Raw genomic sequence first — 22,649 nt, forward strand, 5'->3', positions numbered from 1 at the left:
ATGGGTCGTCTCGACGGCAAGGTCGCCATCGTCACCGGCGGCGCGCAGGGCCAGGGGGCCGGGATCGCCCGTGCCTACGTGGCCGAGGGCGCGCGCATCGTCATCGCGGATGTCGCCAAGGACGAGGGACAGGCGCTGGCCGACCAGCTCGGTCCGGACGCCCACTTCGTGCAGCACGACGTCAGCGACGCCGCGTCGTGGACCGCGGTGGTGGAGGACGTCAACACCCGCTTCGGCCCGGTGAGCATCCTGGCCAACAACGCCGGCATCCTGCGCTTCGGCGACATCGAGCGCCAGGGCGCCGACGAGGTCGAGCTGCTCTGGCGCATCAACCAGCTCGGTTGCTTCCTGGGCATGCAGGCCGTCACGCGGACCATGAGGAAGAACGGCGGCGGCTCGATCATCAACGCCTCGTCGGTCGAGGGACTCGCCGGCATGGCCGGCTGCACGGCGTACGCCGCCACCAAGTGGGCCATCCGTGGCATGACCAAGTGCGCGGCCATGGAGCTCGGACCCAAGGGCATCCGGGTCAACTCCGTGCACCCGGGGATGATCGACACCCCGATGACCCGCGTGCACGGGGGAGACGCCGCGATGGAGTTCGGCGCGTCCAAGGTGCCGCTGCGTCGCGTCGGGCATCCTGAGGACATCGCGCCGCTCTATGTCTTCCTCGGCTCCGACGAGTCGGCCTACATCAACGGCGCGGAGATCGCCGTCGACGGCGGCGTCACCTCGACCCACGCCTTCGGAGGCTGAACCCCGCTCATGGCCAATCAACGCTCCCAGATCGTCATGTCCGACGACGAGGTGGACACCTTCCTCACCCAGCGGCGCAACGCGACCATCGCCACGCTCGGCCCGCAGGGTCGGCCGCACCTCGTGGCGATGTGGTACGCCTACCTCGACGGCCACATCTGGATCGAGACCAAGGCCAAGTCGCAGAAGGTCGTCAACCTGCGCCGTGATCCGACGATGAGCTTCCTCGTCGAGACCGGCAACACCTACGACCAGCTGCGAGGCGTCGCCCTCGAGGGGACCGCCGAGGTCATCGAGGACACCGACGTGGTGTGGGACGTGTGCGTCAACGTCTTCGAGCGCTACAACGCGCCCTACACCGAGGAGCTCAAGCCCTTCGTCGAGCTGATGGCCAAGAACCGCGTCGTGGTGCGTCTCGACGCGATCCGCACCCGCAGCTGGGACCACCGCAAACTCGGGTTGCCGGCGATGGACCTCGGTGGCTCGACCGCGGAGTTCCTCGGGCAGTAGCCGGCCGCCCTGATCGTGCGCCCCGATCGTGCGCCCTGTCAGCGGCGAACGGCGCGCGTGGCCTTCTTCAGGACGCCCGCGCCGGCGCCGACACCACGAGCGACCAGACGGTGCGGCTTGCGGTTGGCCAGGTCGACGACGGAGTCGGCGATCCCCCAGGGGAGCTTGCCCTCGGAGAGCTCCACCAAGGTCTCCAGCGGAAGACTGACGGTGAGGTCCTCCAGCTCCTGACGCTCCTTCTCGGTGGCTGTCGCCGGGAGCTGGCGCACGATCATGGTCTTGAACGCGCGCCCGGGCAGTGTCGAGGCCAGCTCGAGCACCGTGGACTGACGGGTGAAGGGCCGATCGATCTTCGACTGGCTCGGGTCGTGGGGCATGGGGTCTCCTGTCAGGCGTGGACCGCACAGCGGCACCGCGCAACGTATCGCGGAATCGTGCCCGGCGACACGCTTCAGCAGACGTCGGCGGCCGCCGGTCCCGCGTGCTCGGCGGCCATCGGCATGTGCCGCCGATGGTGCGCGCTCATGCCGATGACGACCCTTCCACGTGCAACCAGGACTCTGCTTCGTGCGTCCAAGGCGACACGAGTGGCGAGGGTGGGGACGTGAAGAGGGTTCTGACGTTGGGTGTGTTCCTGGTCCTCATCTGGCTGATCGCGGGCGCTTTCGCCGCGTTCGAGAGAGGATATTTCAGCGATCAAGACTGCGCTGCGGCGGTGGACGACGCGCAGATGGTTGTCTGGGGGCCGCTGAGTTACCTGCCAGACCTTGAGTACCTCCCGGGTAGCTGCGTTCACCCCACTGAGCCCAACGACCGCCGTATGTGACGCGGATGAGCCCGCACATCGACGATAGACGCTTCGGTGCTCCAGATGACCGATGGGAACGCAACGTCAGCGAAGTGTGCAGAACCGTTCGACCTCTTTGATGGGGCCCGAGACGATCAGTTGGTCGTGGCGGTCGATGCTGGTCTCGGGGCGGGCGTAGGTGAAGTCCTCGCCTTGCCGCTTGATGCCGACGATGGTGACACCGTGGCGGGTGCGGGGCGACGACTCCGCCAGCGTCTTGCCCCAGGTCTCCTGTGGGGCGAGGGAGCGGGCGATGGAGAACGCGTCGTCGAACTCGATGTAGTCCATCATCCCGCCGGTGAGCATGTGGGCGACTCTTTCGCCCATCGAGTGCTCGGGGTAGACCACGTGGTGTGCGCCGACGCGCTCGAGGATCCGTCCGTGTTTGCGGGTGATTGCCTTGGCCCAGATGTCGGGGACGCCGGCCTCGGCGAGGGCCAGGACGGTCAGGACGCTCGCCTCGATGTCGGCACCGATGGCAACGACGGCGCGGTCGAAGTTGGCAACACCGAGTTGGCGGAGCGCTTCATCGTCGGTGGTGTCGGCCTGGGCGACGTGGGTGAGCTCGTCGGACCAGCGCTCGACGAGTTCACGGTTCTCGTCGATGGCGAGGACTTCTTGTCCGAGGTTGACGAGCGACTCGGCGACAGCGGACCCGAATCGTCCGAGCCCGATGACGACAACGGAGACGCTGTCGGTTTTCCTCTTAGCCAACAATGGGGCGCTCCTCAGGCAGGCGGTAGTGGTGGTGGCGGGACTTGTAGGCCAGCGCAGTGCCGACGGTGATGGTGCCGACGCGGCCTACGAACATCAAGACCATGAGGGTGATCTCGGCTGTCGGTGGCAGGTCAGGGGTGATGCCGGTGGACAGTCCGACGGTGGCGAAGGCCGAGATGGCTTCGAAGAGGACGACGTCGAGGGCGTAGTCGGTGGCGAGCAGGATCGACATGGTGCCGAGACTGATGGCGGCAATGGCGAGGAGGACCACGGTGAGGGCTTGGCGCAGGGTGGACCCGGCGATGCTGCGGTGAGCGATGTTGGTGTCGCGTTCGCCCCTGATCTCGGACCAGATGACGTAGGCGAGCAGGAAGAACGTGGTGACCTTGATGCCGCCCGCGGTGCCTGCCGATCCGCCTCCGATGAACATGAGGACGTAGTTGATGGCCATCGTCTCGGGGGTGATCTGGCCGTAGTCGATGCTGTTGAAGCCAGCCGTTCGGGGCACGACCCCGCCAGTCACGCCTGCGACAACCTTCCCCCACGTGTCGAGAGCTCCGATGGTCGAGTTGTTGGACCACTCCAGGGCGAGAAAGCCCATCGTGCCAAGAACCAGGAGGCCGAGCGATCCGTACACGGTCAAGCGGGTATGGACGGTCCATGCGCGGGGTGTGCGCCACCGTCGGCGTAGCTCGAACAGGACGGGGAAGCCGATGCCTCCGGCGATAATGGCCACGCAGATGGGGAACATGATCCAGGCGTCGTCGACGAACCCGATGAGGTTGTCGCTGTAAAGAGCGAACCCAGCATTGTTGAATGCCGAGACTGCGTGGAACGCCCCGTGCCACAGGGCTTGTCCCCACGAGTCGTCGTAGGCGACCCGGAAGCGGACCGTCAGGACGGTCGCGAACACAGCCTCGAACGCCAGGACTGTGATGGCGACGCGACGGATGACATGGCGGACGTCGCCGATGTTGAGGGTGTGGGTCTCGGCCTGGGCGATGAGGGACGACTTGAGTCGCAGCTTCCCGCCCACCAGCATCCCGAGCAGGGTCGCGAGGGTCATGATGCCGAACCCGCCCACCTGGATCAGGCCCATGATGACGACCTGCCCGAACGGCGACCAGTAGGTCGCGGTATCGACGTTGGTGAGCCCCGTGACACAGACCGCGGAGACGGTCGTGAACGCAGCAGTCAACACCGGAGGCCGGGTCGGACCTGGTGTCGAGTAGGGAAGCGACAGCAGGATGGTGCCGACGACGACAGCAGCGAAGAACGCCGCTGGGACGACACGGGCCGGGTGCATGAGCCCGTTCCAGATCCACCTCACCCGCCAGCCCCTTCCTCAATCTCGTCAATGCTCGGTGTGGGCAGCGTCAAACAGTAGCCATCCTTCGAACGGCTCCGCGACGGGTAGGGCAACGCATGTGCGATCGTCCGCTCCCAGCCGCGATCCGGATCCGTCATGCCACCGCTTCTGAGCGTGGTGAAACTCTGCTCATGCCGACATCAGGGCGGGATGAACAATGCGGTTGATCGCACGTGCCCAGTGCGGTCGATCAGCCGCAATGTCTGGGAGATCCCTCTGGATCTGCCGCGTGGCGTGCGCTCGAAGACGCGCTTATGCCGCGCTGCGATGGCGCTTCCAACTGTCCGTTATGGTCGGCGGCATGGCATCTCCGGAGGCAAAGTTCGCACCCATCGGCGCGTTGCGAGGCGGACTGGCCGTCATGGTCCTTGGGGCACTGATGGCCTGGGGCCCCGTCGACTCGATCCCGCGCTGGGTAGGGCTTGGAACCCTGTTCATCGGCGCTGTGTTGGTAGCAATCGCCTTGGGCATTCGGACGTTACGCACGTAGGCGCCGGGCCACGACCGCAGGTTCCTGACCTCTACAGGCGCACGCATCTGCCGCGATGTGCGCGGTCTTGCCGATGAGCGCGAGTCTTGGGCATTGCTCTGTGTATCCGGCGCTTTGGTCAGTACCGCTCGCACTCGCGCTTGAACTCGGCTCGGCAGAGATCGCTGCCCGGGCCGCCGAAGGCTCGGTCGTATCCTGCTCCACCGCGCAGCACGTCTCGATAGTGCGCGCCCTGCAGAAAGTCGTCGCCGCTGTCGCCGTACAACAGGGGCTCATCGCCTATGCACTCCCCGGTCCGGGAGATGAGGGCGTCGTTGCCGCCGGCACCTCGGACGACGCTCCCGCACCCCGAGACGATGATCTTGTCGGACCCCTCCGAGCCCAGGATTGTGGCCGCGGCGTACTTCTCGCCGTCATAGGCATGTACGACTAGCCTCTCGGTCTCGAAGGCCGCGGTCTGGTCTCCTCGCGTGAAGATCCCGTTGGCGAGGTCGAAGAGCGCCGGCTTGTCCTCGTCGTCGCTGTAGCGGTTCACCTTGACCGAGTCGTAGCCATCCCCACCCAGAACGGATTCCAGGACGCCCGTCACCTCTAGGTCGTCGGCGCCGTCCCCCCCATCGAAGCTGACCCCACCCGGACTGTCAGCGATGCCGCGGGCGTAGAGAGAAGCGGAGTCGTCGCCGTCGCCAGTCTGGACGCTGACACTGTCCGCGCCGGCAAAGACGACGTCATTGTCGTCCCCCGTCACGACGCTGATGCTTCTGCCGCCGCTGTTGGAAGCATCGACCCAGTCGCGGCCGGCCCCGGTCTTGATGCTGACGGTGTCCACTCTGTAAGCGGTCGCGTCGATCGTGTTGCGCCCACCGTTGCCGCGCACCTCCAGCGAGGAGCCCGGGGCCGCAGAGGTGTGGATGACGTCGACGTCCTCGAAGCCCTCGACCGTCGCGAACCGGACCCCGTCAGCAATGGCCGTGCCCGCAGTGAGGTCGATCGAGATCGCCACGGCTTCCGCGAGCGCGTCGCCGGAGGAGTAGGAGAACTCGTCGGTGCCGGTCGAGCCGGACACCAGGACCTCACCCCCGCGCCAGGTGACCACCGACACGCGGTCGGCGCCACCTCCGAGGTGGACCTCGTCCTGGTTGACCTGGCTGTCCTCTCGAGCACCGGAGAAGACCTCGTCGGCACCGCCGTAGGTGCGGACGACGTCGGTGTTCTCCGTGCCGGTGCCGGGGGACGACTCCGGCTCGCCCGTGAACTCGTTGGGGGAGGTCTGCTCGGCGAACACCACGTCCTGGCCCAGCGAGCCCTCGAACAGGTCGGAGCCCGAGCCCAGGACGACCACGGTCTTGGTGCGCACAGGCGACTGGGACTGGACTCGGTCGTTGCCGTCGCCGGCCTCGATCCGGGACCGTCCGGTGACACACACGGCGTCGTCGCCACCCAGCGCATACACCCGTGAGACCTTCTCGGCCACGATGACGTCGTTGCCCTCGGTGCCTCGCACCTCGGCTGCGCCGGGGCGTGCGGTGATGGTCGGGTTCAGGCCGAAGCAGGTCTCGGCGGCTTCCGCGCCACTCAGGGCCACCACGCTCGGCGCGACCATGGTGGTGATGCCCACCACGCCGGCCAGCACCCGCAGTCCGGTTCTCGATCTCATCCGTAGCCTCCCAAGTAGCTAGCCGTCACCCTAGATCACGCACAGGCGGACACCTGCGGCAATGAGGACTCCCAGCCACGAAAGCGAGCCCGAGGGAAAGGCGCGCTGAAGGCGAACAGCCGAGCGTCCACGGAACCTTCCGCTTCTGCCGCGATGAGCTCGCGCGCATCGCGACACGAGCGCACGATTGTCCCTAGGCTGAGCCACCGGCCATCCCGGCAGGTAAGAGACAGAGACGGGTTCCACCGCAGGGTGGGAGAAGTGCTGGGAAGTAGACCCCGCCTGTCCGCCGACCTCTACGCGGCATGGTCGGGCGGTGCCAGTGCTATCCGTTGCTGGTGCCGTGCGGCGGTTCATCGCGCACTCACCAAGCCACCCCAAGTCAGCGGGAACGCGAAACCTGCCAGCAGCGCGGAGCCACCGCATGCCATGGACGCGGGCCCCGAGACCCGTCAAGACCATCAGGGCCACGGGCACAGTCGCCACGGCTCGGATGCACCCGCACATGCTTCGTCACACCTTCGTGACGACGCCAGCGTCGACCTGCGCGACGTCCAGATCGCCGCACGCCACGCTGACCCGCGCACCACCATGCGCCACGACCGAGCTCGCAACAACCTCGATCGTCATCCGCACTACATCCTCGCGGCGTTCATGGCGTCAGCAACCTGATGACCGCACATGCCGATGACCGTGTTCCACTCCGATCGCCCGCGGCAACTGGCCTCTAGCTGCTAGCGATCGGTGGGGCGGTAGCGGGGCAGGGTCAGGGTTGCGACGAGGCCGGTGGGGTCGTTGTCTCGCAGGGTGACGCTCCCTCCGTGCGCGGCTGCGATGGTCTGGGCGATGGCGAGGCCTAGCCCCCTGCTGTTGGTCTCCTGCCCGGGGTGGCTGCCCCGCTCGAACGGTTGCAGCAGCCGATCGCGGTCTCGTGCGGGGATCCCGCCCCCCTGGTCGATGACACTCACCTCTACCGACTGAGGCCCCACCTTGAGCTCAAGCCTCACCCGGGAGCCTGGTGGCGCGAACTGCCCAGCGTTGGCGAGCAACTCCACGACGGCCTGGGTGATCTCACCGGGGTCCAGGGTGGTCGTGACCCGATCGGGGAGATCGACGTCGAGGCCAATCGCGCGGGCCGCGAGGACCGGAGCGAACTCGCGGGCGACGTCACGCAGGAGCCCGGCCACGTTGCAGTCGGTCGGGTTCAACTTCGCGTGGGACCCTAGATCGGCCAATCCGGAAACCCTCAGGACCAGATCGCTGAGCTCGGCCGCGGCATCCTGCGCCACCCCGACCGACCACTGGGCATCTGCCGGCAACTCCTCGGATGAGTCGTCGAGGATCTCCAGGTGACCGATGAGCTTGGTCAGGGGGGTGCGGAACTCGTGGTTCACGGTGTCGATCAGCCGGTGCCGCAGCTCTTCCTGCTCGACCCGGCCGGCGGTCTCCATGGTGATGTTCTGGACCAGGAGCACGGCGCCGCGCTCGGTTCTGTCATCGTCCCGCAGCGGGGCTGCGTTGCAGCGCAGGTAGATGCGGCGCCCATCGGCGGTGTCGGCGGCCACCACCGCGTCTGAGACGACCTCACCGTGTCGGGCGCGAGTCAATGGGCGGTCCTCCGGCGGCAAGGGCGTCTTGCCGTCGGCGGTCAGGAGTGGGATGGCGTCGAAGAACTGAGCCTCGGTCAACGGTGTGAACGACCAGCCGAAGATCCGTTCCAGTGCTGGGCTGAACATGATGAGGTTTCCGGAGGTGTCGCAGGCGGCCACCGCCAGTCGCGCCTGCGTGACGAGTGCGTGCATCACGGACGGTCCCGGCTCGTTCTTCCACACAACCTGACCTCGTCTTCAGACGCCCCTCACCGGAAGATACCCCAGGGCGACTCGGGCTCTGCGGGCTTCAGACAGCCTCGAGCACGAAAAACAGGAAGCACACGAACGCGGTCCGTTCGCCGATGCCAGGCGGGAGGAGCTCACGGGGGGTGTCCGGGTCGAACGGTGGCTCGCTCACGACGGCGATACGGAACCCGGCGCTGGTGAATGCATCCGTCATCGCGTGCAGTGGGCGGTGCCACATCGTCAGCACGGCATCTTCGCCGTTGAACCTGAAGTCCTCGGAGTACTGCGACACCTCGAAGTAGTCGATCTCGGGATGAGTCATCTTGCGGACGAAGGGGTGGTTCACCGATGCGATGAGCCGACCACCCGGGCGGAGCACGCGTCGGAGCTCGTCCAACGGTGTCGACCAGTCCTCGATGTAGTGCAGGACCAGGGACGCGACGACATCGTCGAACTGAGCATCGGTGAACGGCAGCGGGGCGTCGAGGTCGGCTACGTGCAGGTCAGCCTCGTCACCGAGCCTGCGGCGAGCGAGGTCGACCATCCCCGCACTGACGTCGAAGCCGGTGACGGAGGCCCCCTGAGCGCGCAGGGCTTCTGACAGCGGGCCGGAGCCACACCCCGCGTCGAGGATGCGGCGCCCCGTGACGTCCCCGGCGAGGCGGAGCATCGCGGGTCGCTCATAGTGGGCGTTCAGGAGGCTGGACTCGTTCTCCGCCGAGTAGGCGTCGGCGAAGCGGTCATAGTCACTGGCTGTCATGGAGGGCTCCGAGGAAGGCACGGATTCATGCCTACCGTCGCCCCGCCAGTGCAACAAACCAACGCGCCGTTGCCGAGGCAGGAACGCACGCTCATGCCCCATGTCGTGCGTGCCACAGATCCATATCGGCTCACGCGGCAGTTTCGCGTCTGTTGGGAGTCATCGGGTGGCAGCCTCACTGATCCGGCGCTTGCTGACGCGTCGCAGGGCGTGCAAGGCCCTGCGAGGATGTCGCCATGGAGCATCGAGCTGTGGAGACCTGGCTGACCGACATGGACGGCGTCCTCGTGCACGAGGAGGTGCCGATCCCCGGGGCCCAGGAGTTCGTCGACGCGTTGAAGGCCTCGGGGCTGGACTTCATGGTCCTCACCAACAACTCGATCTTCACGCCGCGCGACCTGCGGGCACGGCTCCTGGGCAGCGGCATCGACGTGCCGGAGGAGTCGATCTGGACCTCCGCCCTGGCCACCGCCCAGTTCCTGCTCGACCAGCGGCCCGACGGCACGGCGTACGTCGTGGGGGAGGCGGGGCTGACCACGGCGCTGCACGACGTGGGCTACGTGATGACCGACCGTGACCCCGACTACGTGGTGCTGGGGGAGACCCGCACCTACTCCTTCGAGGCGATCACCAAGGCGATCCGGCTGATCGACGGGGGCGCGCGGTTCATCGCGACCAACCCCGACGCCAGCGGCCCCAGCCAGCAGGGCAAGCTGCCGGCCTGCGGCTCGGTGGCCGCGCTGATCAGCACCGCGACGGGGAGGCAGCCCTACTTCATCGGCAAGCCCAACCCGCTGATGATGCGCTCGGCGCTCAACAAGCTCAACGCGCACTCGGAGACCACGGTGATGATCGGCGACCGGATGGACACCGACATCATCAGCGGCCTCGAGGCCGGCATCCGCACGATCCTGGTGACGACCGGGTCGACGAAGCCGCACGAGATCGAGCACTTCCCCTACCGGCCGACCATCGTGTGCGACTCGGTGGCCGACCTCGTCGCCCTGGTGGGCCGCGGTCTCTAGCTCGTCACGCGACTGAGCGGGAGGCGCACCGTGAAGGTGCTGCCGACCCCGAGGTCGGACTCGAGCCGGATCGACCCGCCGTGACGTTGCACGATGCGGCGCACGATGCTCAGGCCCAGCCCGGTGCCCGGCTGCGTCAGGGCGTCGGGGTTGGTGGAGCGGAAGAACTCGGTGAAGAGCTCCTCCTGGTCGGCCTTGCTGATGCCGATCCCGGTGTCGTGGCAGACCAGCCGCACGAAGCGCTCGGTGCGCTCGGTGGAGACGGTCACGGTGTCGCCACGGCGGCTGTACTTGACGGCGTTGCCGACCAGGTTGAGCGCCACCCGCTCGAGCTCGTCGCGGTCGCCGCTGATGAGCAGCGGGCCGCCGCTCGGCACGACGACGAGCGTGACGCCGGCCTCGACGGCGCTCGGGCGGACGGCCGAGGCAGCGTCGATCGCCGCCTGCTGGAGGTCGACGACCCCGGAGGCGACGGGTGCCTCGGAGTCGGTCAGCCGCTTGAGGGTGAGCAGGTCGTCGATGAGGGACAGCACCCGCTCGAGGTTGCGACGCACGACCTCGAAGCTGGCCGCGGTGGCTCCGCGAGGGTCGTCCTCGATCAGCTCGAGGTGGCCCGAGATCGACGTCAGCGGGGTGCGCAGCTCGTGGGAGACCGTGGAGATCAGGTCGCTCTTGTAGTGGTCGAGGCTCTCGAGCTGGGCCACGAGCACCTGCTCGTGCTCGAGCAGCCGCGCGTTGAGGACGGCCTGCCCCAGGTTGCGGGCGATCTGGCCGGCCGCGTGGACCTCCGACGTCGACCAGTCGGCCAGCTCGCGACGGCGTACGGCGACGAGGTAGCCGAGGCAGTCGGGTCCGGCGCCCAACGGGGCGAGCAGCACGTTGTCGGCGCTGGCGACCCGGAGGAACTCGACGACCTGGGACTGGTCGGCGGTCGCGGGCTGGGCCGGCGCGTCGCGGCGGTGGACCCAGCCGGCCGTGCCACCGGCCACCGGGACCCGCTCGGCGTCGGTCGGCCTGGGCCGCACCCCGGTGAACTCGTGCTGCCCGAAGCCGGCCACCGGGGCGCGTTCAGCGGTCCCGACCGAGCCGTCCTCCCCGATCCGGGCGAGCACGACGACCCCGTCGGCCCAGGCAGTGCGCGCGTCACCGGCTGCGTGCTCGAGCATGCCGGGGGTGGCGCGCCCGCCACCGGCGGGGTGGCGGGCGGACTGTCCCTGGTCGGCCACGCCTCCGTCGCCGAAGACGCGCAGCCAGACGGTGTCGGCGTCGAGGGCCTCCGCGACCGGGGCCACGCTGCTCTCGACGATGTGGGCGACGGCGAGCGACTCGGCAGCCGTGCTGTTGATGGCCTCCACGGCCCGGGAAAGGCGCACCTGGTCCTCCAGGTCGGAGGCGCGCTGGGCGTTGTTGAGCGCGACGCCGGCCAGCTCGGCATACATCTCGAGCAGCTCACGGCGTGCGGCATCAGGGCGCTGCCCGTCGATGGGGAGGTCGACCGAGAGCAGGCCGAGCAGCTCGCCGTCCGGGGACAGGAGCGGGGAGCGCAGCGTGTCCTCGGGACGCCAACGGTCACCGGCGTGGCTCGCGTCGGTCGACGGGTCGACCGCCGGGATCCAGCCGGTGGTGGGCACGTCGGCGAAGCGCTCGGCGGGGATGAACAACAGCGAGCCCAGCGGCTCGGCCAGGGCCAGCTCCTGCTCCATCTCCGCGAGCGGCACGCGGCTGCCCACGAGCTGGTCGCGGGCGTCGGTGCTGCCGGCGACGGTGACGACCTCGAGCTCGAGGTCGCGCGTGAGATAGCTGATGGCGGCGACCTCGAAGCCCACCGCCTGGGCGACACCCTCGGCGATCGCCTCGAGGACGGACTGCACGTCGGCACCGGTGTTGATGCGCCGCATGATCGCGTAGATCGGCCTCAGGTCGCCCACGTGGGCACGAACAGGACTCACGTCACCTCCCGAGGCCGGTTGTCGGAGAGGGAAGTCTGGCAGGTGGGGCGCCGATCAGTCGCGCAGGAGGAGTCGCACGGCGTTTTCCATGTGGGCGCCGGTCTCGGCGGCCGTGGAGCGACCGGTGACCCAGGCGACCAGGGCGGAGAGCCAGACGTCACCGATGACGCGCGCGATCGCGACGTCGTCGTCGGTCAGGTCGGTCTTGCCCGGGTGCATGGCCTGCGTAAGCATCGAGCTGAGCAGCATGCCGACCGAGTGGATCTCGTTGGCCACGGACGCATCGGCGAACATGAAGGCCCGGGTCAGCGCCTCGGTGAGGTGGGGGTCGCCCTGGAGGCCACGCGTGGTCTTCTTGAGCACGAAGATGACCCGCTCCGAGCTGGTGTCACCCGGGATCGGCTTGTCGCGGAACGCCGCCTCGGCGCGCTCGAACTCGCTGGCCAGTGCCGAGACCAGCAGGTGGATCTTGGACGGGAAGTAGCGGTAGAGCGTGCCCAGGGCCACCTCCGCCTTGTCGGCGACGGCGCGCATCTGGACCGCGTCGAACCCGCCCTCCCGGGCGAGCTCGTAGGTGGCGTCGAGGATGCGCTTGCGGCGGTCACGTTGGGCAGCAGATCCGAGATCGTCCACCGTCAAGGAGTTGGCACTGCTCACAAGGGGCTCCTTGTGCTCGGGGGTGCGCGGCACGTCGCGACGGTGGAATGTGCCGAGGACCTCGGTGGTGTTGGATGATTCAGGTCATCAGGCTAGCAATGAGTGGGTCATAATAGGAACACGTTCCACTTCGTCCGGCCCGGCGTGTCAGTCTTCCGGCGTGTGTCCGGACAATCGATGCGTCCCCCCCGGGGTCGCATCCCGTTACCCAGAGAGAGGTCGTGACGCGTGCGCATCGCCATGCTGTCCTACCGCAGCAAGTCGCACTGTGGGGGCCAGGGCATCTACCTGCGTCACCTCAGTCGTGAGCTCACCCGCCTCGGCCACACCGTCGAGGTGTTCTCCGGACAGCCCTATCCCGACCTCGACGAGGGCGTCGCCCTCACCAAGGTGCCCAGCCTCGACCTCTACCGCGAGCCCGACCCCTTCCGGGTGCCCAAGCTCAAGGAGTTCCGCGACCTGATCGACGTCGAGGAGTTCGCGACGATGTGCGCCGCGGGCTTCCCCGAGCCCAAGACCTTCTCCAAGCGCGTGGCGCGCCTGCTCGCCGAGCGCGCCGGTGACTTCGACATCGCCCACGACAACCAGGTGCTCGGCTACGGCATGCTCGACATCGAGAAGCTCGGTCTGCCGCTGATCACGACGCTGCACCACCCGATCACCTTCGACCGCCGCATCGACCTGGCCCAGACCCGCAACCCGTGGCGGAAGGTCACCCTGCGTCGCTGGTACGGCTTCCTGCGGATGCAGGGCAAGGTGGCCCGTCAGGCGCGCAAGATCATGACGCCCTCGGAGACCTCCAAGCGCGACATCGCGACCGACTTCGGCGTGGACCCGGCGAAGATGCAGGTGATCCTCCTCGGCGTCGACGACGGCTTCAAGCCGCCCACCAAGCCGCGCGTCCCTGGACGCATCATGGCGATGGCCAGCGCCGACGCCCCGATGAAGGGCATCGCGACGCTCCTCGAGGCCTTCGCCAAGCTGCGCACCGAGCGCGACGTCGAGCTCATCCTGGTCACGAAGCCGCAGGCCGGTGGCCGCACCGAGAAGCTCATCGAGAAGCTCTCGATCGGCGACTCCGTGCGCTTCGTCCACGGCGTCAGCGAGGCGGAGCTCGTGGACCTCATGGGCTCGGCCGAGCTCGCGTGCGTGCCCTCGCTCTACGAGGGCTTCTCGCTCCCGACCGCTGAGCTGATGGCCTGCGCGACCCCGTTGGTCGTCTCCCGCGCCGGCGCCATCCCCGAGGTGGTGGGCCCTGACGGGCTGTGCGCCGAGGTGGTCACCCCCGGCGACGTCGGCGAGCTCAAGGCCGCGATCGAGGGACTGCTCGACGACCCCGCCAAGCGTGAGCGCATGGGCGCCGCCGGTCGTCAGCGGGTCGAGGAGCTCTTCAGCTGGCGGGCGGTCGCCGCGACCGTCGCCCAGGCCTACGCCGAGGTCATCGCCGACTTCGAGCAGGAGCGCGCCACCGGCGCGCACATCGCAGGAACCGAGAGGAAGAACCTTGCTGACCGTTGATTTCGACCGCCTGGGCCTGAAGCCGGGCGACCGGGTCCTCGACATGGGGTGTGGCGCGGGACGCCACGCGTTCGAGATGTATCGCCGCGGGGGAGACGTGGTGGCCTTCGACATGGACGCCGACGAGCTGGCCGGCGTGCTCGAGCTCTTCTCCGCCATGAAGGAGGCCGGTGAGGTCCCCCTGGGTGCCGAGGCTGACATCAAGCAGGGCGACGCGCTCCAGCTGCCCTTCGCCGACGGCGAGTTCGACCGGATCGTCGCGGCCGAGGTGCTCGAGCACATCCACGCCGACGTCGAGGCCATCAAGGAGCTCGTCCGCGTGCTGCGCCCCGGCGGCACCATGGCGATCTCCGTGCCGCGCTGGCTGCCCGAGGTCATCAACTGGAAGCTGTCGGACGACTACCACAACGCCGAGGGCGGCCACATCCGGATCTACACCGACCACGAGCTGGTCGACAAGGTCACCAAGGCCGGTCGCTTCAACGACGGCACGCCCGGCGAGGCGATGGTCTTCGAGGGCAAGGGCTATGCCCACGGACTGCACGCGCCCTACTGGTGGATCAAGTGCGCGGTCGGCGTCGAGAACGACGAGCACCCGCTCGCCAAGGCCTACCACAAGCTCCTGGTCTGGGAGATCATGAAGCAGCCCAAGGCCCTCCAGCTCGCGGGCAAGGTCCTCGACCCGATGATCGGCAAGTCGATGGTGCTCTACTTCCGCAAGCCCGAGACCGCCTCCTTGGACGGCGATGTCTGACCCGCTGGCGCGGATCCCCTACGTCGACGGCATCCTGACCGCGGCCCAGGTCGCGGAGACCGCGGCGTCGATCGCGGCCATGCAGGAGCCGTGCGGGGCGATCCCGTGGACGGTGGGCGAGCACGTCGACATCTGGAACCACGTCGAGGCCGCCATGGCGCTGCTCGTCGGCGGCGAGGTGGAGGCCGCTGAGCGTGCCTATGACTGGGTGCCGACGATGCAGCGCGAGGACGGCTCGTGGCCGATGAAGATCGTGGCGGGCGAGGTCGACGACCCGCGCGGCGAGGTCAACATGTCGGCCTACTTCGCGGTCGGCCTCTGGCACCACTGGCTCGTACGCCGTGACATCGGCTTCGTGCGTCGCTACTGGCCCTCGGTGCGCGCCGGCCTCGACTGGGTCGTGTCGCAGCAGCTCGCCTTCGGCGGCATCAGGTGGACGCCCACGGAGAGCTTCGCGCTGCTGACCGGCTGCTCGAGCATCTATCACTCGCTGCGCGCCGGGGTGGCCCTGGCCGACCTGCTCGACGACCCGCAGCCCGAGTGGGAGATCGCCGGTGGCCGCCTCGGGCACGCGATCCGCGAGCACGCCGACCTGTTCGAGGACAAGGCGACCTACTCGATGGACTGGTACTACCCGGTCCTGGGTGGGGCCGTCCGCGGTGCCGAGGCGTTCGCGCTGCTCGAGACCCGCTGGAGCGACTTCGTCGTCCCGGGCCTCGGCATCCACTGCGTCGACACCAACCCGTGGGTGACCGGAGCCGAGACCTGCGAGCTGGCGATGGCGCTCGACGCCGTCGGCGACCACCGCCGGTCGCTGACGCTCGTGAGCGACATGCAGCACCTGCGCGGCGAGGACGGGAAGTACTGGACCGGCTGGGTCTACGGCGACGACGTCCACTGGCCGCACGAGCACACGACGTACACCGCTGCTGCGGTGATCCTCGCGGTCGACGCCCTCGGGGAGACCCACGGGCACAGCACCGCGGGCTCGGGCATCATGCGGGGCACCTCGCTCGCGCCGCACTTCGCCGAGCTGATGCTCGAGTGCGAGTGCGCGGTCGGGGACCTCGTCTAGCCGACGGGGTGGCCTGCGTCGCCGGTGAGGCGGCGCAGGACCCGCATGGACCCGAGCGCGTCGGCCTCGACGAACGCCCCGCTGTCGAGCGCGCGGCGGAAGACGTGGAAGGGCGCCTGACCGCCGTCGGCCGGGTGCTCGAAGACGTCGTGGATGACCAGGCTGCCTCCCGGCATCACCCAGTGCGCCCAGCCGGTGTAGTCAGCCTGGGCGTGCACCTCGGCGTGGCCGCCGTCGATGAAGAGCAGCGAGAGCGGGGTGCGCCACAGGGCTGCCACGGTGGGGCTCTTGCCGATGACGGCGACGACCTGGTCCTCGAGGCCGGCGGCCGCGATCGTCCTGCGGAAGACCGGCAGGGTGTCCATCAGCCCGGTCTCCGGGTCGACGAGCGAGGCGTCGTGGTGCTCCCAGCCGGCCTGGTTCTCCTCCGAGCCGCGGTGGTGGTCGACGGTGAAGACCGTCCCGCCCACCTCGCGCGCCGCCGCGCCCAGGTAGATCGCGGACTTGCCGCAGTAGGTCCCCACCTCGAGCGCGGGGCCGTGGGACAGCCGCTCGCGCGCCACCCGATGCAGCAGGAGGCCCTCGTCCTCGGGCATGAAGCCCTTGGCGGCGAGGGCGTGGGCGAGCAGGTCGGGGCTCATGCCTGGGTTCATGGCTGGGCTCATGGCTGGGTTCATGGCTGGGGTCGTGCTGGTGTCGGACACGACCGTGACTCTAGAATATGAAACACGTTCTAGTTTTGGTCTCCTCCAGAAAGGCCCCGCATGTCGATCGGTATCTCCGACGAGCACGTCGAGCTGGCGGCCAGCCTGCGCAAGTGGGCGGGCTCGCTCGAGGGCATCGAGGCCAGTCGCACGGCTGACTCCGAGCCGTCGGCGGACTTCGCCGAGGTCTGGACCTCCGTCGCCGAGATGGGGGTCGCGACCATCGGTCTGCCCGAGGCTGCGGGTGGCGGCGGCGGGACCCCGCTCGACGTCGCCGTCGCGCTCGAGGCCTGCGCCCACGAGCTGGTGCCGGGGGCGCTGCTGTCCACGGTGGTGGCGACGTCCGTGCTGGCGCCGCTCGTCTCGTCGGACCCGGCGCTCGAGGGCCTGGTGGCCTCCGGGTCGTCCTTCGGGCTGGCGCTCGACCCGGCCCTCGCCGTGGTCTGGGACGCGCCCGGCGCCGACCACCTGCTCGTGAGCGACACCGACGACCAGTGGTACGTCGTGCCCGCTGCGGCCGCCGACGTGACCGCGTCGCTCGGGCTCGACCTGACCCGTCGCCACGGCTCGGCGCGCGTCGACCTCGCGGCCCCGGGGGTCGTGCGCGTGGCGGGGCTGAGCGGTGACCTGGTCCGTCGTACGGCGGTCACGTTCGCCGCGGCCGAGGCCTCCGGTGTCGCGCGGTGGTGCCTGCAGACCGCGGTCGACTACGCCAAGGTGCGAGAGCAGTTCGGCAAGCCCATCGGCTCCTTCCAGGCGATCAAGCACCTGTGTGCCGAGATGCTGGAGACCGCGGAGGCCGTCACGGCGGCAGCCTGGGACGTCGCGGCCGCGGCGTCCGGTGACGACGAGCAGTGGGCCTTCGCGGCCGACGTCGCCTCCGCGGTGGCCTTCGACGGCGCCGTCTCGGTCGCCAAGAGCTGCATCCAGGTGCTCGGCGGCATCGGCTTCACCTACGAGCACGAGGCGCACTTCTACCTGCGGCGGGCGTTGGCGCTGCGTGGCCTGCTCGGCTCTGCGGACGAGGCGGCCTTGTCGCTGACCACGAGGGCGGTCGACGGCGCGCGGCGCCGGGTCGCCGTCGACCTCGACGGGCGCGACGACGCCGTGCGCTCCGACATCGCGGCGCTGGTCGACCGGGTCGCCGGGGCGGGTGCCGACGGGCTGCGCGCCGCTCTGGTCGACACCGGGCTGCTGGCGCCGCACTGGCCGGCGCCGTACGGGCTCGGGGCGGACGCCGTCACCCAGCTGGTGATCGACCAGGAGCTCGCGCGCGCCGGGGTCGAGCGTCCCGACATCGTCATCGCCGGGTGGGCGCTGCCCACCATCCTCGAGCACGGCACGCCCGAGCAGGTCGAGCGGTTCGTGCGGCCGTCGCTGCTGGGGGAGCTGGTGTGGTGCCAGCTGTTCTCCGAGCCTGGCTCCGGGTCCGACCTCGCGTCGCTGCGCACGCGGGCGGTGCGCGTCGACGGTGGCTGGCGGCTGACGGGGCAGAAGGTCTGGACGTCGGTCGCGCAGAAGGCCGACTGGGGCATCTGCCTGGCCAGGACCGACGCGGACGTCCCACAGCACAAGGGGATCAGCTATTTCCTCGTCGACATGCGCAGCGAGGGCATCGACGTGCGCCCGCTGCGCGAGATCACCGGCGAGGCGCTCTTCAACGAGGTGTTCCTCGACGACGTGTTCGTGCCCGACGACTGCCTGGTGGCCGGCGAGGGCGACGGGTGGAGGCTGGCGCGCACCACGCTGGCCAACGAGCGCGTCGCCATGGCGACGAGTCGGCTCGACAAGAGCACCGAGCGTGCGGTGGCGCTGGCTGCTGCTCGGGACCTGTCCGTGGCGGAGCGCGTGAGGGTCGGCCACGCGGTGGCGCTCTCGACGGTCTGCTCGCTCCTCGGCACCCGCTCCACCCTGCGCTCGCTGGCCGGTCAGTCACCCGGAGCGGAGTCCAGCGTCGCCAAGCTGCTCGGCGTCCGCAACCGTCAGGACGGCGCCGAGCTGGTGGTGGAGCTGTGCGGCGACCGCCTGGTCACCCCGGACGACGACGTGCAGGCCGCGGTCTGGGAGATGCTCAACACCCGCTGCCTGTCCATCGCCGGTGGCACCACCCAGATCCTGCGCAACATCGTCGGCGAGCGGATCCTGGGTCTGCCGCGCTAGAGGTCGAGTCGGCGCAATGTTGTCGAGTGGTCAGCAACGGGCGGCCCAGGAGGCTGCCTCCGTGCGCTGACCGTGCAACATCGCGCCGACTCGGCGTCGCGCGTGCAACATCGCGCCGACTCGGCTCAGGGGTGCTCGCGACGGTAGGTGTTCCAGTGCCAGTGCAGGTAGCGATCGATCGCGCGCACGATGTGGGACGAGCGGATCGAGGGGAAGACGTCGAAGGCGTGCTGGGCGCCGGGGAGCTCGGCATAGACGACCGTGCGCTTGGAGACGCGGCGCAGCTTCTCGACGAAGAGGCGGGCCTGGTCGACGTGGGCGAGGGTGTCGTGGGCGCCGTGGAGGACGAAGAAGTCGGGGGCGTCCGGCGTGATCCGCAGGATCGGCGAGGCGTCCTCGAAGGCCTCGGGCTCGCGCTCCCAGCGCTTCTTGAGGACCTTGGGGCCGAGGAAGCGGTCGCGCATCAGGATGGCGCTCTTGAGGCCGGTCGAGCCGGCGAAGTCGTAGATGCCGTAGTGGGGGACCGCGCACTGCACCGAGGTGTCGGCGTCCTCGAAGCCCGGCTGCCACGACGTGTCCCCGGCGGTGAGGGCCGCGAGAGCGACCAGGTGGCCGCCGGCGGAGCCGCCGGTGATGGCGATGTAGTCGGGATTGCCGCCGTAGGACGCGATGTGCTCGCGGATCCACGCGATCGCCTGCTTGACGTCGATGACCTGGGCGGGGAACGGGTCGCGCGGTGCGAGGCGGTAGTTGATCGCCACGCACACCCAGCCCTTGGCGGCCAGGTGCTGCATCAGGGGGATGCCCTGCTCCTCCTTCTTGCCGATCGTCCAGCCCCCGCCGTGCACCTGCAGCAGCACGGGCGCGCCCTCGGGCGGGCGACCCGCCGGGAGGTAGATGTCGAGCATCCCGCGCTTGCCGTGGTCGTTGTAGGCGATGTCGCGCTCGACGCGCACCTGGTCGTTGCGCATCCGGAAGGGGTAGACGAGCTTGCGCCACGGCACGGCGAGCTCGGCGGGGGTCGGGGCGGACTCGAGGTGGTCGAGGTAGTCCTCGCCCACGCCCTCGGTCAGCACCCGCTCGGCCTCCTCGCCGACGCGGTGGGCCTGTCGGACCAGGAAGACCAGCCCGGCCGTGCTGGCCCCGGCCAGCGCGAGCCCGAGCGGGTCGCGCCGTCGTCCGGTCGCGTGGGTCGCGGCGTCGGCGGCGGTGAGTGCGAGCACCTGCGGTGCCAGCTCACCGGTCAGCCACCCGGCGAAGAAGGCGGGGATGCCGACCCGGAAGCCCGGCAGGGGCCGGATGGCGTTGGCCGTGAGAGCAGCGGTGACGACCTGGCGACGGAGGAACCCCATAACACCAGGCTAGACGACTCGTTGAGAACACGTTCTACTTCCCACGCCTAGGATGCCGACCATGGACCGCCTGTCAGGCCTCGACGCCAGCTTCCTCTACCTCGAGACGCCGGCCCAGCTCATGCACGTGTGCGGGGTGATCGTGCTCGACCCGGCGACCATGCCGACGCCGTACTCCTTCGCGGCGATGCAGGAGGCCATCAACCAGCAGGTCAAGGGCGTCCCGGCGTTCACCCGCAAGCTGCGCCGCGTGCCGCTGGGGCTCGACCACCCGATCTGGGTGCGGGACAAGCAGTTCGACATCGAGCGCCACGTGCACCGGCTGGCCCTGCCCAGCCCCGGGGGGTACGCCGAGCTGGTGGCGCTCACCTCGCACCTCGCGGCCCTGCCGCTCGACCGCTCCCGCCCGCTGTGGGAGATGTGGGTGATCGAGGGCTACGAGGACGGCGACAAGGTCGTGGTCTTCACCAAGATGCACCACGCGACCGTCGACGGCGTCTCCGGCTCCAACCTGATCTCCCACCTGTGTGCGCTCGAGGCCGATGCCCCGCCGATGGCGCTGATGGCGGGCGAGAAGCACGGCCGCGAGGCCGGGGCCCGCGAGCTGCTCGGTCGCGCGGTGCTCACCAACCTGACCCGCCCCGTGCACGCCGCCCGGATCCTGGCCCCGACGGCCAAGGGGGTGACGCGCACGATCGGCCGCGCCCGCGCCGGCACGGCGATGGCCGCGCCGCTCACGGCTCCGCGCACGTCGTTCAACGGCACCATTACCGGACGCCGCACGATCGGCGTGGTCGACCTCGACCTGGAGGCGGTGCGCCAGGTCAAGGGCGCCACGGGGACCACCGTCAACGACGTGGTGCTGACGCTGGCCGGGGGAGCGCTGCGCGGCTACCTCGAGGAGCGCGACGAGCTCCCGGACAGCTCGCTCCTGGCGTCCGTGCCGGTCAGCGTGCGCGAGCAGTCGAAGCGTGACGGCGGAGCCAACAAGGTCTCCACGCTCTTCGCCCGCCTCGGCACCGACGTCGAGGACCCGCTCGAGCGGCTCCAGGAGATGGCGCAGTCCAACCAGCACGCCAAGGAGCACCACAACGCGATCAGCGCCGACGCGCTGCAGGACTGGGCGGAGTTCGCCGCGCCGCGCACCTTCGGACTCGCGGTGCGTGCCTACGCCGGCCTGCGCCTGGCCGAGAAGCACCCGGTGGTCCACAACCTGGTGATCTCCAACGTGCCCGGTCCGCCCATCCCGCTCTTCTTCATGGGGGCGCAGATCATCGGCCTCTACCCGCTCGGACCGGTCTTCCACGGCGCGGGCGTCAACATCACCGTCATGTCCAACGACGGCCGCCTGCACGTGGGCGTGATCGCCTGCCGCGAGTCGATGCCCGACGTCGAGTCGCTGGTCAAGCACTTCCCCCTGGAGCTGGAGCGGCTCAGCCGCGCCGTCGCGACGTCGAACGACGACGTGACGCCGTTGGAGAAGGCGCGGGCGAAGAAGCAGGGTCGCTAGAGGGGCCGATGATCAGGTGCGCCGGAAGTCGCGCCGGCGCGCGTTGACGGTGGCCGCGGCCTCGACGACGGCCGGCACGAACTTCTCCGCCTCGAGCACGCAGCCGGCGTGGCCGGTGTCGATGTCGTGGATCGTGGCACCGGGGATCGCCCGGGCGAGGCTGATCTGGCGCGTCGCCGGGATGACCCGGTCGCGGGTGCCGACCACGACCGCGGTGGGCACGTCGATCTGGCCGAGCCAGGGACGGGAGTGGTGGCGTCCCAGGGCAGCGAGCGCCTGACCCACCGCCCACGGACTCGTCGAGCGGAACTCGCGCATCGCCCACTCGTGCATGTCGGACGGCGCCAGGTCGAGCGCGCGCGCGGTGGCACGAGCCGCCGTGAGCGCCGTACGCGATCGCGAGACGCCACGGGCGCCGAGCATGGTGGCGCCCATGCCGGAGAAGAAGAGCCGCTCGGCGGCGTTGAGCTGGAACTTGTCGGTCGTCGCGCAGAGCACCAGGCCCTGGATCTTGTCGGCGTGCTGGCGCCACACGCGCTGCGCCACGACACCGCCCATCGAGTAGCCCGCGATGATCACGTCCTCGAGCCCGAGCACGTCGATCAGGGCCGCGACGTCGTCGGCGCAGTCGACCAGGGAGAAGTCCTCGCTGCGGATGCCCTGACCGTGCCAGCGCTGGTCGAGCGTCACCACGCGGAAGCGGCGCGAGAGCGGCCCGATGGCGGGAAACCAGGTGAGCAGGCCGGTGCAGCCGAGGGCGTGCAGGAGCACGATCGTGGGGGAGTCGGGCGAGGGGCCCGGCGTGTCGGTGACGTACGTCGATCCGCCGCGGCCGGGCAGCTCCACCAGACGCCCCGGGGGGATGCGCACCCATGGGATGTAGACCTGGCGACGCACGAGCGCGCCCGGTGAGAACACGGCCATCGGCCCTCCCTCGGTGTCTGGTCCCCTAGACTAGAACAGGTTACAGTTTCGCTGATCAGCGCCCCCGACACGCACAG

The 22,649-nt window shown here is 69.4% G+C and carries 20 protein-coding genes; 9 read left to right on the top strand and 11 right to left on the bottom strand.

Going from position 1 to position 22,649, the window contains the following annotated elements:
* Complete coding sequence (locus AAG827_RS01910; RefSeq protein WP_341924085.1) at positions 1 to 756, top strand: glucose 1-dehydrogenase; 756 nt, start codon at positions 1 to 3, stop codon at positions 754 to 756.
* Positions 757 to 765: 9 nt separating this feature from the next.
* Complete coding sequence (locus tag AAG827_RS01915) at positions 766 to 1,266, top strand: PPOX class F420-dependent oxidoreductase (RefSeq protein WP_341924087.1); 501 nt, start codon at positions 766 to 768, stop codon at positions 1,264 to 1,266.
* Positions 1,267 to 1,304: 38 nt separating this feature from the next.
* Here AAG827_RS01915 and AAG827_RS01920 read toward each other — a convergent pair whose 3' ends face one another.
* Entirely contained in the window at positions 1,305 to 1,643 is a 339-nt protein-coding gene (locus tag AAG827_RS01920) for a hypothetical protein (protein ID WP_341924089.1), read from the bottom strand.
* Positions 1,644 to 1,870: 227 nt separating this feature from the next.
* On the opposite strand from AAG827_RS01920, the gene AAG827_RS01925 reads away from it, so the two are divergent.
* Positions 1,871 to 2,092 carry a hypothetical protein gene (locus AAG827_RS01925; RefSeq protein ID WP_341924090.1) on the top strand — a complete coding sequence of 74 codons (222 nt, stop codon included), beginning with the start codon at positions 1,871 to 1,873 and terminating at the stop codon, positions 2,090 to 2,092.
* Between the two features lie 66 nt (positions 2,093 to 2,158).
* Here the strand turns inward: AAG827_RS01925 and AAG827_RS01930 are convergent, their stop codons facing one another.
* The 5 genes from AAG827_RS01930 to AAG827_RS01950 all read right to left on the bottom strand — a co-directional run bounded on the left by AAG827_RS01930 (position 2,159) and on the right by AAG827_RS01950 (position 8,944).
* Positions 2,159 to 2,827, bottom strand: coding sequence for a TrkA family potassium uptake protein (locus tag AAG827_RS01930; protein WP_341924091.1), 669 nt, complete (start codon positions 2,825 to 2,827; stop codon positions 2,159 to 2,161).
* Positions 2,820 to 4,136 (bottom strand): potassium transporter TrkG, encoded by a 1,317-nt coding sequence (locus AAG827_RS01935; RefSeq protein ID WP_341924147.1) that lies wholly within the window; start codon positions 4,134 to 4,136, stop codon positions 2,820 to 2,822. Before AAG827_RS01935 ends, AAG827_RS01930 begins: the two co-directional genes overlap by 8 nt.
* 671 nt (positions 4,137 to 4,807) lie before the next feature.
* Positions 4,808 to 6,163, bottom strand: coding sequence for a hypothetical protein (locus AAG827_RS01940; protein WP_341924093.1), 1,356 nt, complete (start codon positions 6,161 to 6,163; stop codon positions 4,808 to 4,810).
* Positions 6,164 to 7,080: 917 nt separating this feature from the next.
* Positions 7,081 to 8,178, bottom strand: coding sequence for a PAS domain-containing sensor histidine kinase (locus AAG827_RS01945; protein WP_341924094.1), 1,098 nt, complete (start codon positions 8,176 to 8,178; stop codon positions 7,081 to 7,083).
* A gap of 67 nt (positions 8,179 to 8,245) precedes the next feature.
* On the bottom strand, positions 8,246 to 8,944 hold the full coding sequence (locus AAG827_RS01950) for a class I SAM-dependent methyltransferase (protein WP_341924095.1): 699 nt from the start codon (positions 8,942 to 8,944) through the stop codon (positions 8,246 to 8,248).
* A 236-nt stretch (positions 8,945 to 9,180) separates the two neighbouring features.
* On the opposite strand from AAG827_RS01950, the gene AAG827_RS01955 reads away from it, so the two are divergent.
* A complete protein-coding gene (locus AAG827_RS01955; RefSeq protein ID WP_341924096.1) occupies positions 9,181 to 9,969 on the top strand; it encodes an HAD-IIA family hydrolase in 789 nt (262 codons plus the stop codon).
* Here AAG827_RS01955 and AAG827_RS01960 read toward each other — a convergent pair.
* Positions 9,966 to 11,918 (bottom strand): GAF domain-containing sensor histidine kinase, encoded by a 1,953-nt coding sequence (locus tag AAG827_RS01960; protein ID WP_341924097.1) that lies wholly within the window; start codon positions 11,916 to 11,918, stop codon positions 9,966 to 9,968. The genes AAG827_RS01955 and AAG827_RS01960 overlap by 4 nt on opposite strands.
* Before the next feature lie 54 nt (positions 11,919 to 11,972).
* Positions 11,973 to 12,608, bottom strand: coding sequence for a TetR family transcriptional regulator (locus tag AAG827_RS01965; RefSeq protein WP_341924098.1), 636 nt, complete (start codon positions 12,606 to 12,608; stop codon positions 11,973 to 11,975).
* Positions 12,609 to 12,803: 195 nt separating this feature from the next.
* Between AAG827_RS01965 and AAG827_RS01970 the strand changes: the two genes are divergently transcribed.
* From AAG827_RS01970 to AAG827_RS01980, 3 genes are read left to right on the top strand one after another with little or no spacing between them, the layout of a single operon-like run.
* Positions 12,804 to 14,093 carry a glycosyltransferase family 4 protein gene (locus AAG827_RS01970; RefSeq protein ID WP_341924099.1) on the top strand — a complete coding sequence of 430 codons (1,290 nt, stop codon included), beginning with the start codon at positions 12,804 to 12,806 and terminating at the stop codon, positions 14,091 to 14,093.
* Entirely contained in the window at positions 14,080 to 14,847 is a 768-nt protein-coding gene (locus AAG827_RS01975) for a methyltransferase domain-containing protein (RefSeq protein WP_341924100.1), read from the top strand. The genes AAG827_RS01970 and AAG827_RS01975 overlap by 14 nt, the downstream gene beginning before the upstream one ends.
* Positions 14,840 to 15,922 (top strand): prenyltransferase, encoded by a 1,083-nt coding sequence (locus tag AAG827_RS01980; RefSeq protein WP_341924101.1) that lies wholly within the window; start codon positions 14,840 to 14,842, stop codon positions 15,920 to 15,922. The genes AAG827_RS01975 and AAG827_RS01980 overlap by 8 nt, the downstream gene beginning before the upstream one ends.
* Here the strand turns inward: AAG827_RS01980 and AAG827_RS01985 are convergent.
* Positions 15,919 to 16,575: a class I SAM-dependent methyltransferase gene (locus tag AAG827_RS01985; RefSeq protein ID WP_341924102.1), complete on the bottom strand. Its 657-nt coding sequence runs from the start codon at positions 16,573 to 16,575 to the stop codon at positions 15,919 to 15,921. The two genes, AAG827_RS01980 and AAG827_RS01985, sit on opposite strands and share 4 nt — an antisense overlap.
* Before the next feature lie 111 nt (positions 16,576 to 16,686).
* On the opposite strand from AAG827_RS01985, the gene AAG827_RS01990 reads away from it, so the two are divergent.
* Positions 16,687 to 18,786 carry an acyl-CoA dehydrogenase gene (locus AAG827_RS01990; RefSeq protein WP_341924103.1) on the top strand — a complete coding sequence of 700 codons (2,100 nt, stop codon included), beginning with the start codon at positions 16,687 to 16,689 and terminating at the stop codon, positions 18,784 to 18,786.
* A 125-nt stretch (positions 18,787 to 18,911) separates the two neighbouring features.
* On the opposite strand, the gene AAG827_RS01995 is transcribed toward AAG827_RS01990, so the two are convergent.
* Positions 18,912 to 20,138 (bottom strand): alpha/beta hydrolase, encoded by a 1,227-nt coding sequence (locus AAG827_RS01995; RefSeq protein WP_341924104.1) that lies wholly within the window; start codon positions 20,136 to 20,138, stop codon positions 18,912 to 18,914.
* A 61-nt stretch (positions 20,139 to 20,199) separates the two neighbouring features.
* On the opposite strand from AAG827_RS01995, the gene AAG827_RS02000 reads away from it, so the two are divergent.
* Positions 20,200 to 21,648, top strand: coding sequence for a wax ester/triacylglycerol synthase family O-acyltransferase (locus AAG827_RS02000; RefSeq protein ID WP_341924105.1), 1,449 nt, complete (start codon positions 20,200 to 20,202; stop codon positions 21,646 to 21,648).
* Positions 21,649 to 21,660: 12 nt separating this feature from the next.
* Here the strand turns inward: AAG827_RS02000 and AAG827_RS02005 are convergent, their stop codons facing one another.
* Positions 21,661 to 22,572, bottom strand: coding sequence for an alpha/beta hydrolase (locus AAG827_RS02005; RefSeq protein ID WP_341924106.1), 912 nt, complete (start codon positions 22,570 to 22,572; stop codon positions 21,661 to 21,663).
* Positions 22,573 to 22,649 lie beyond the last annotated feature (77 nt).

It is taken from the genome of Nocardioides psychrotolerans (assembly GCF_943371775.1).
In the GTDB taxonomy this organism is placed as follows: Bacteria; Actinomycetota; Actinomycetes; order Propionibacteriales; family Nocardioidaceae; genus Nocardioides; species Nocardioides psychrotolerans_A.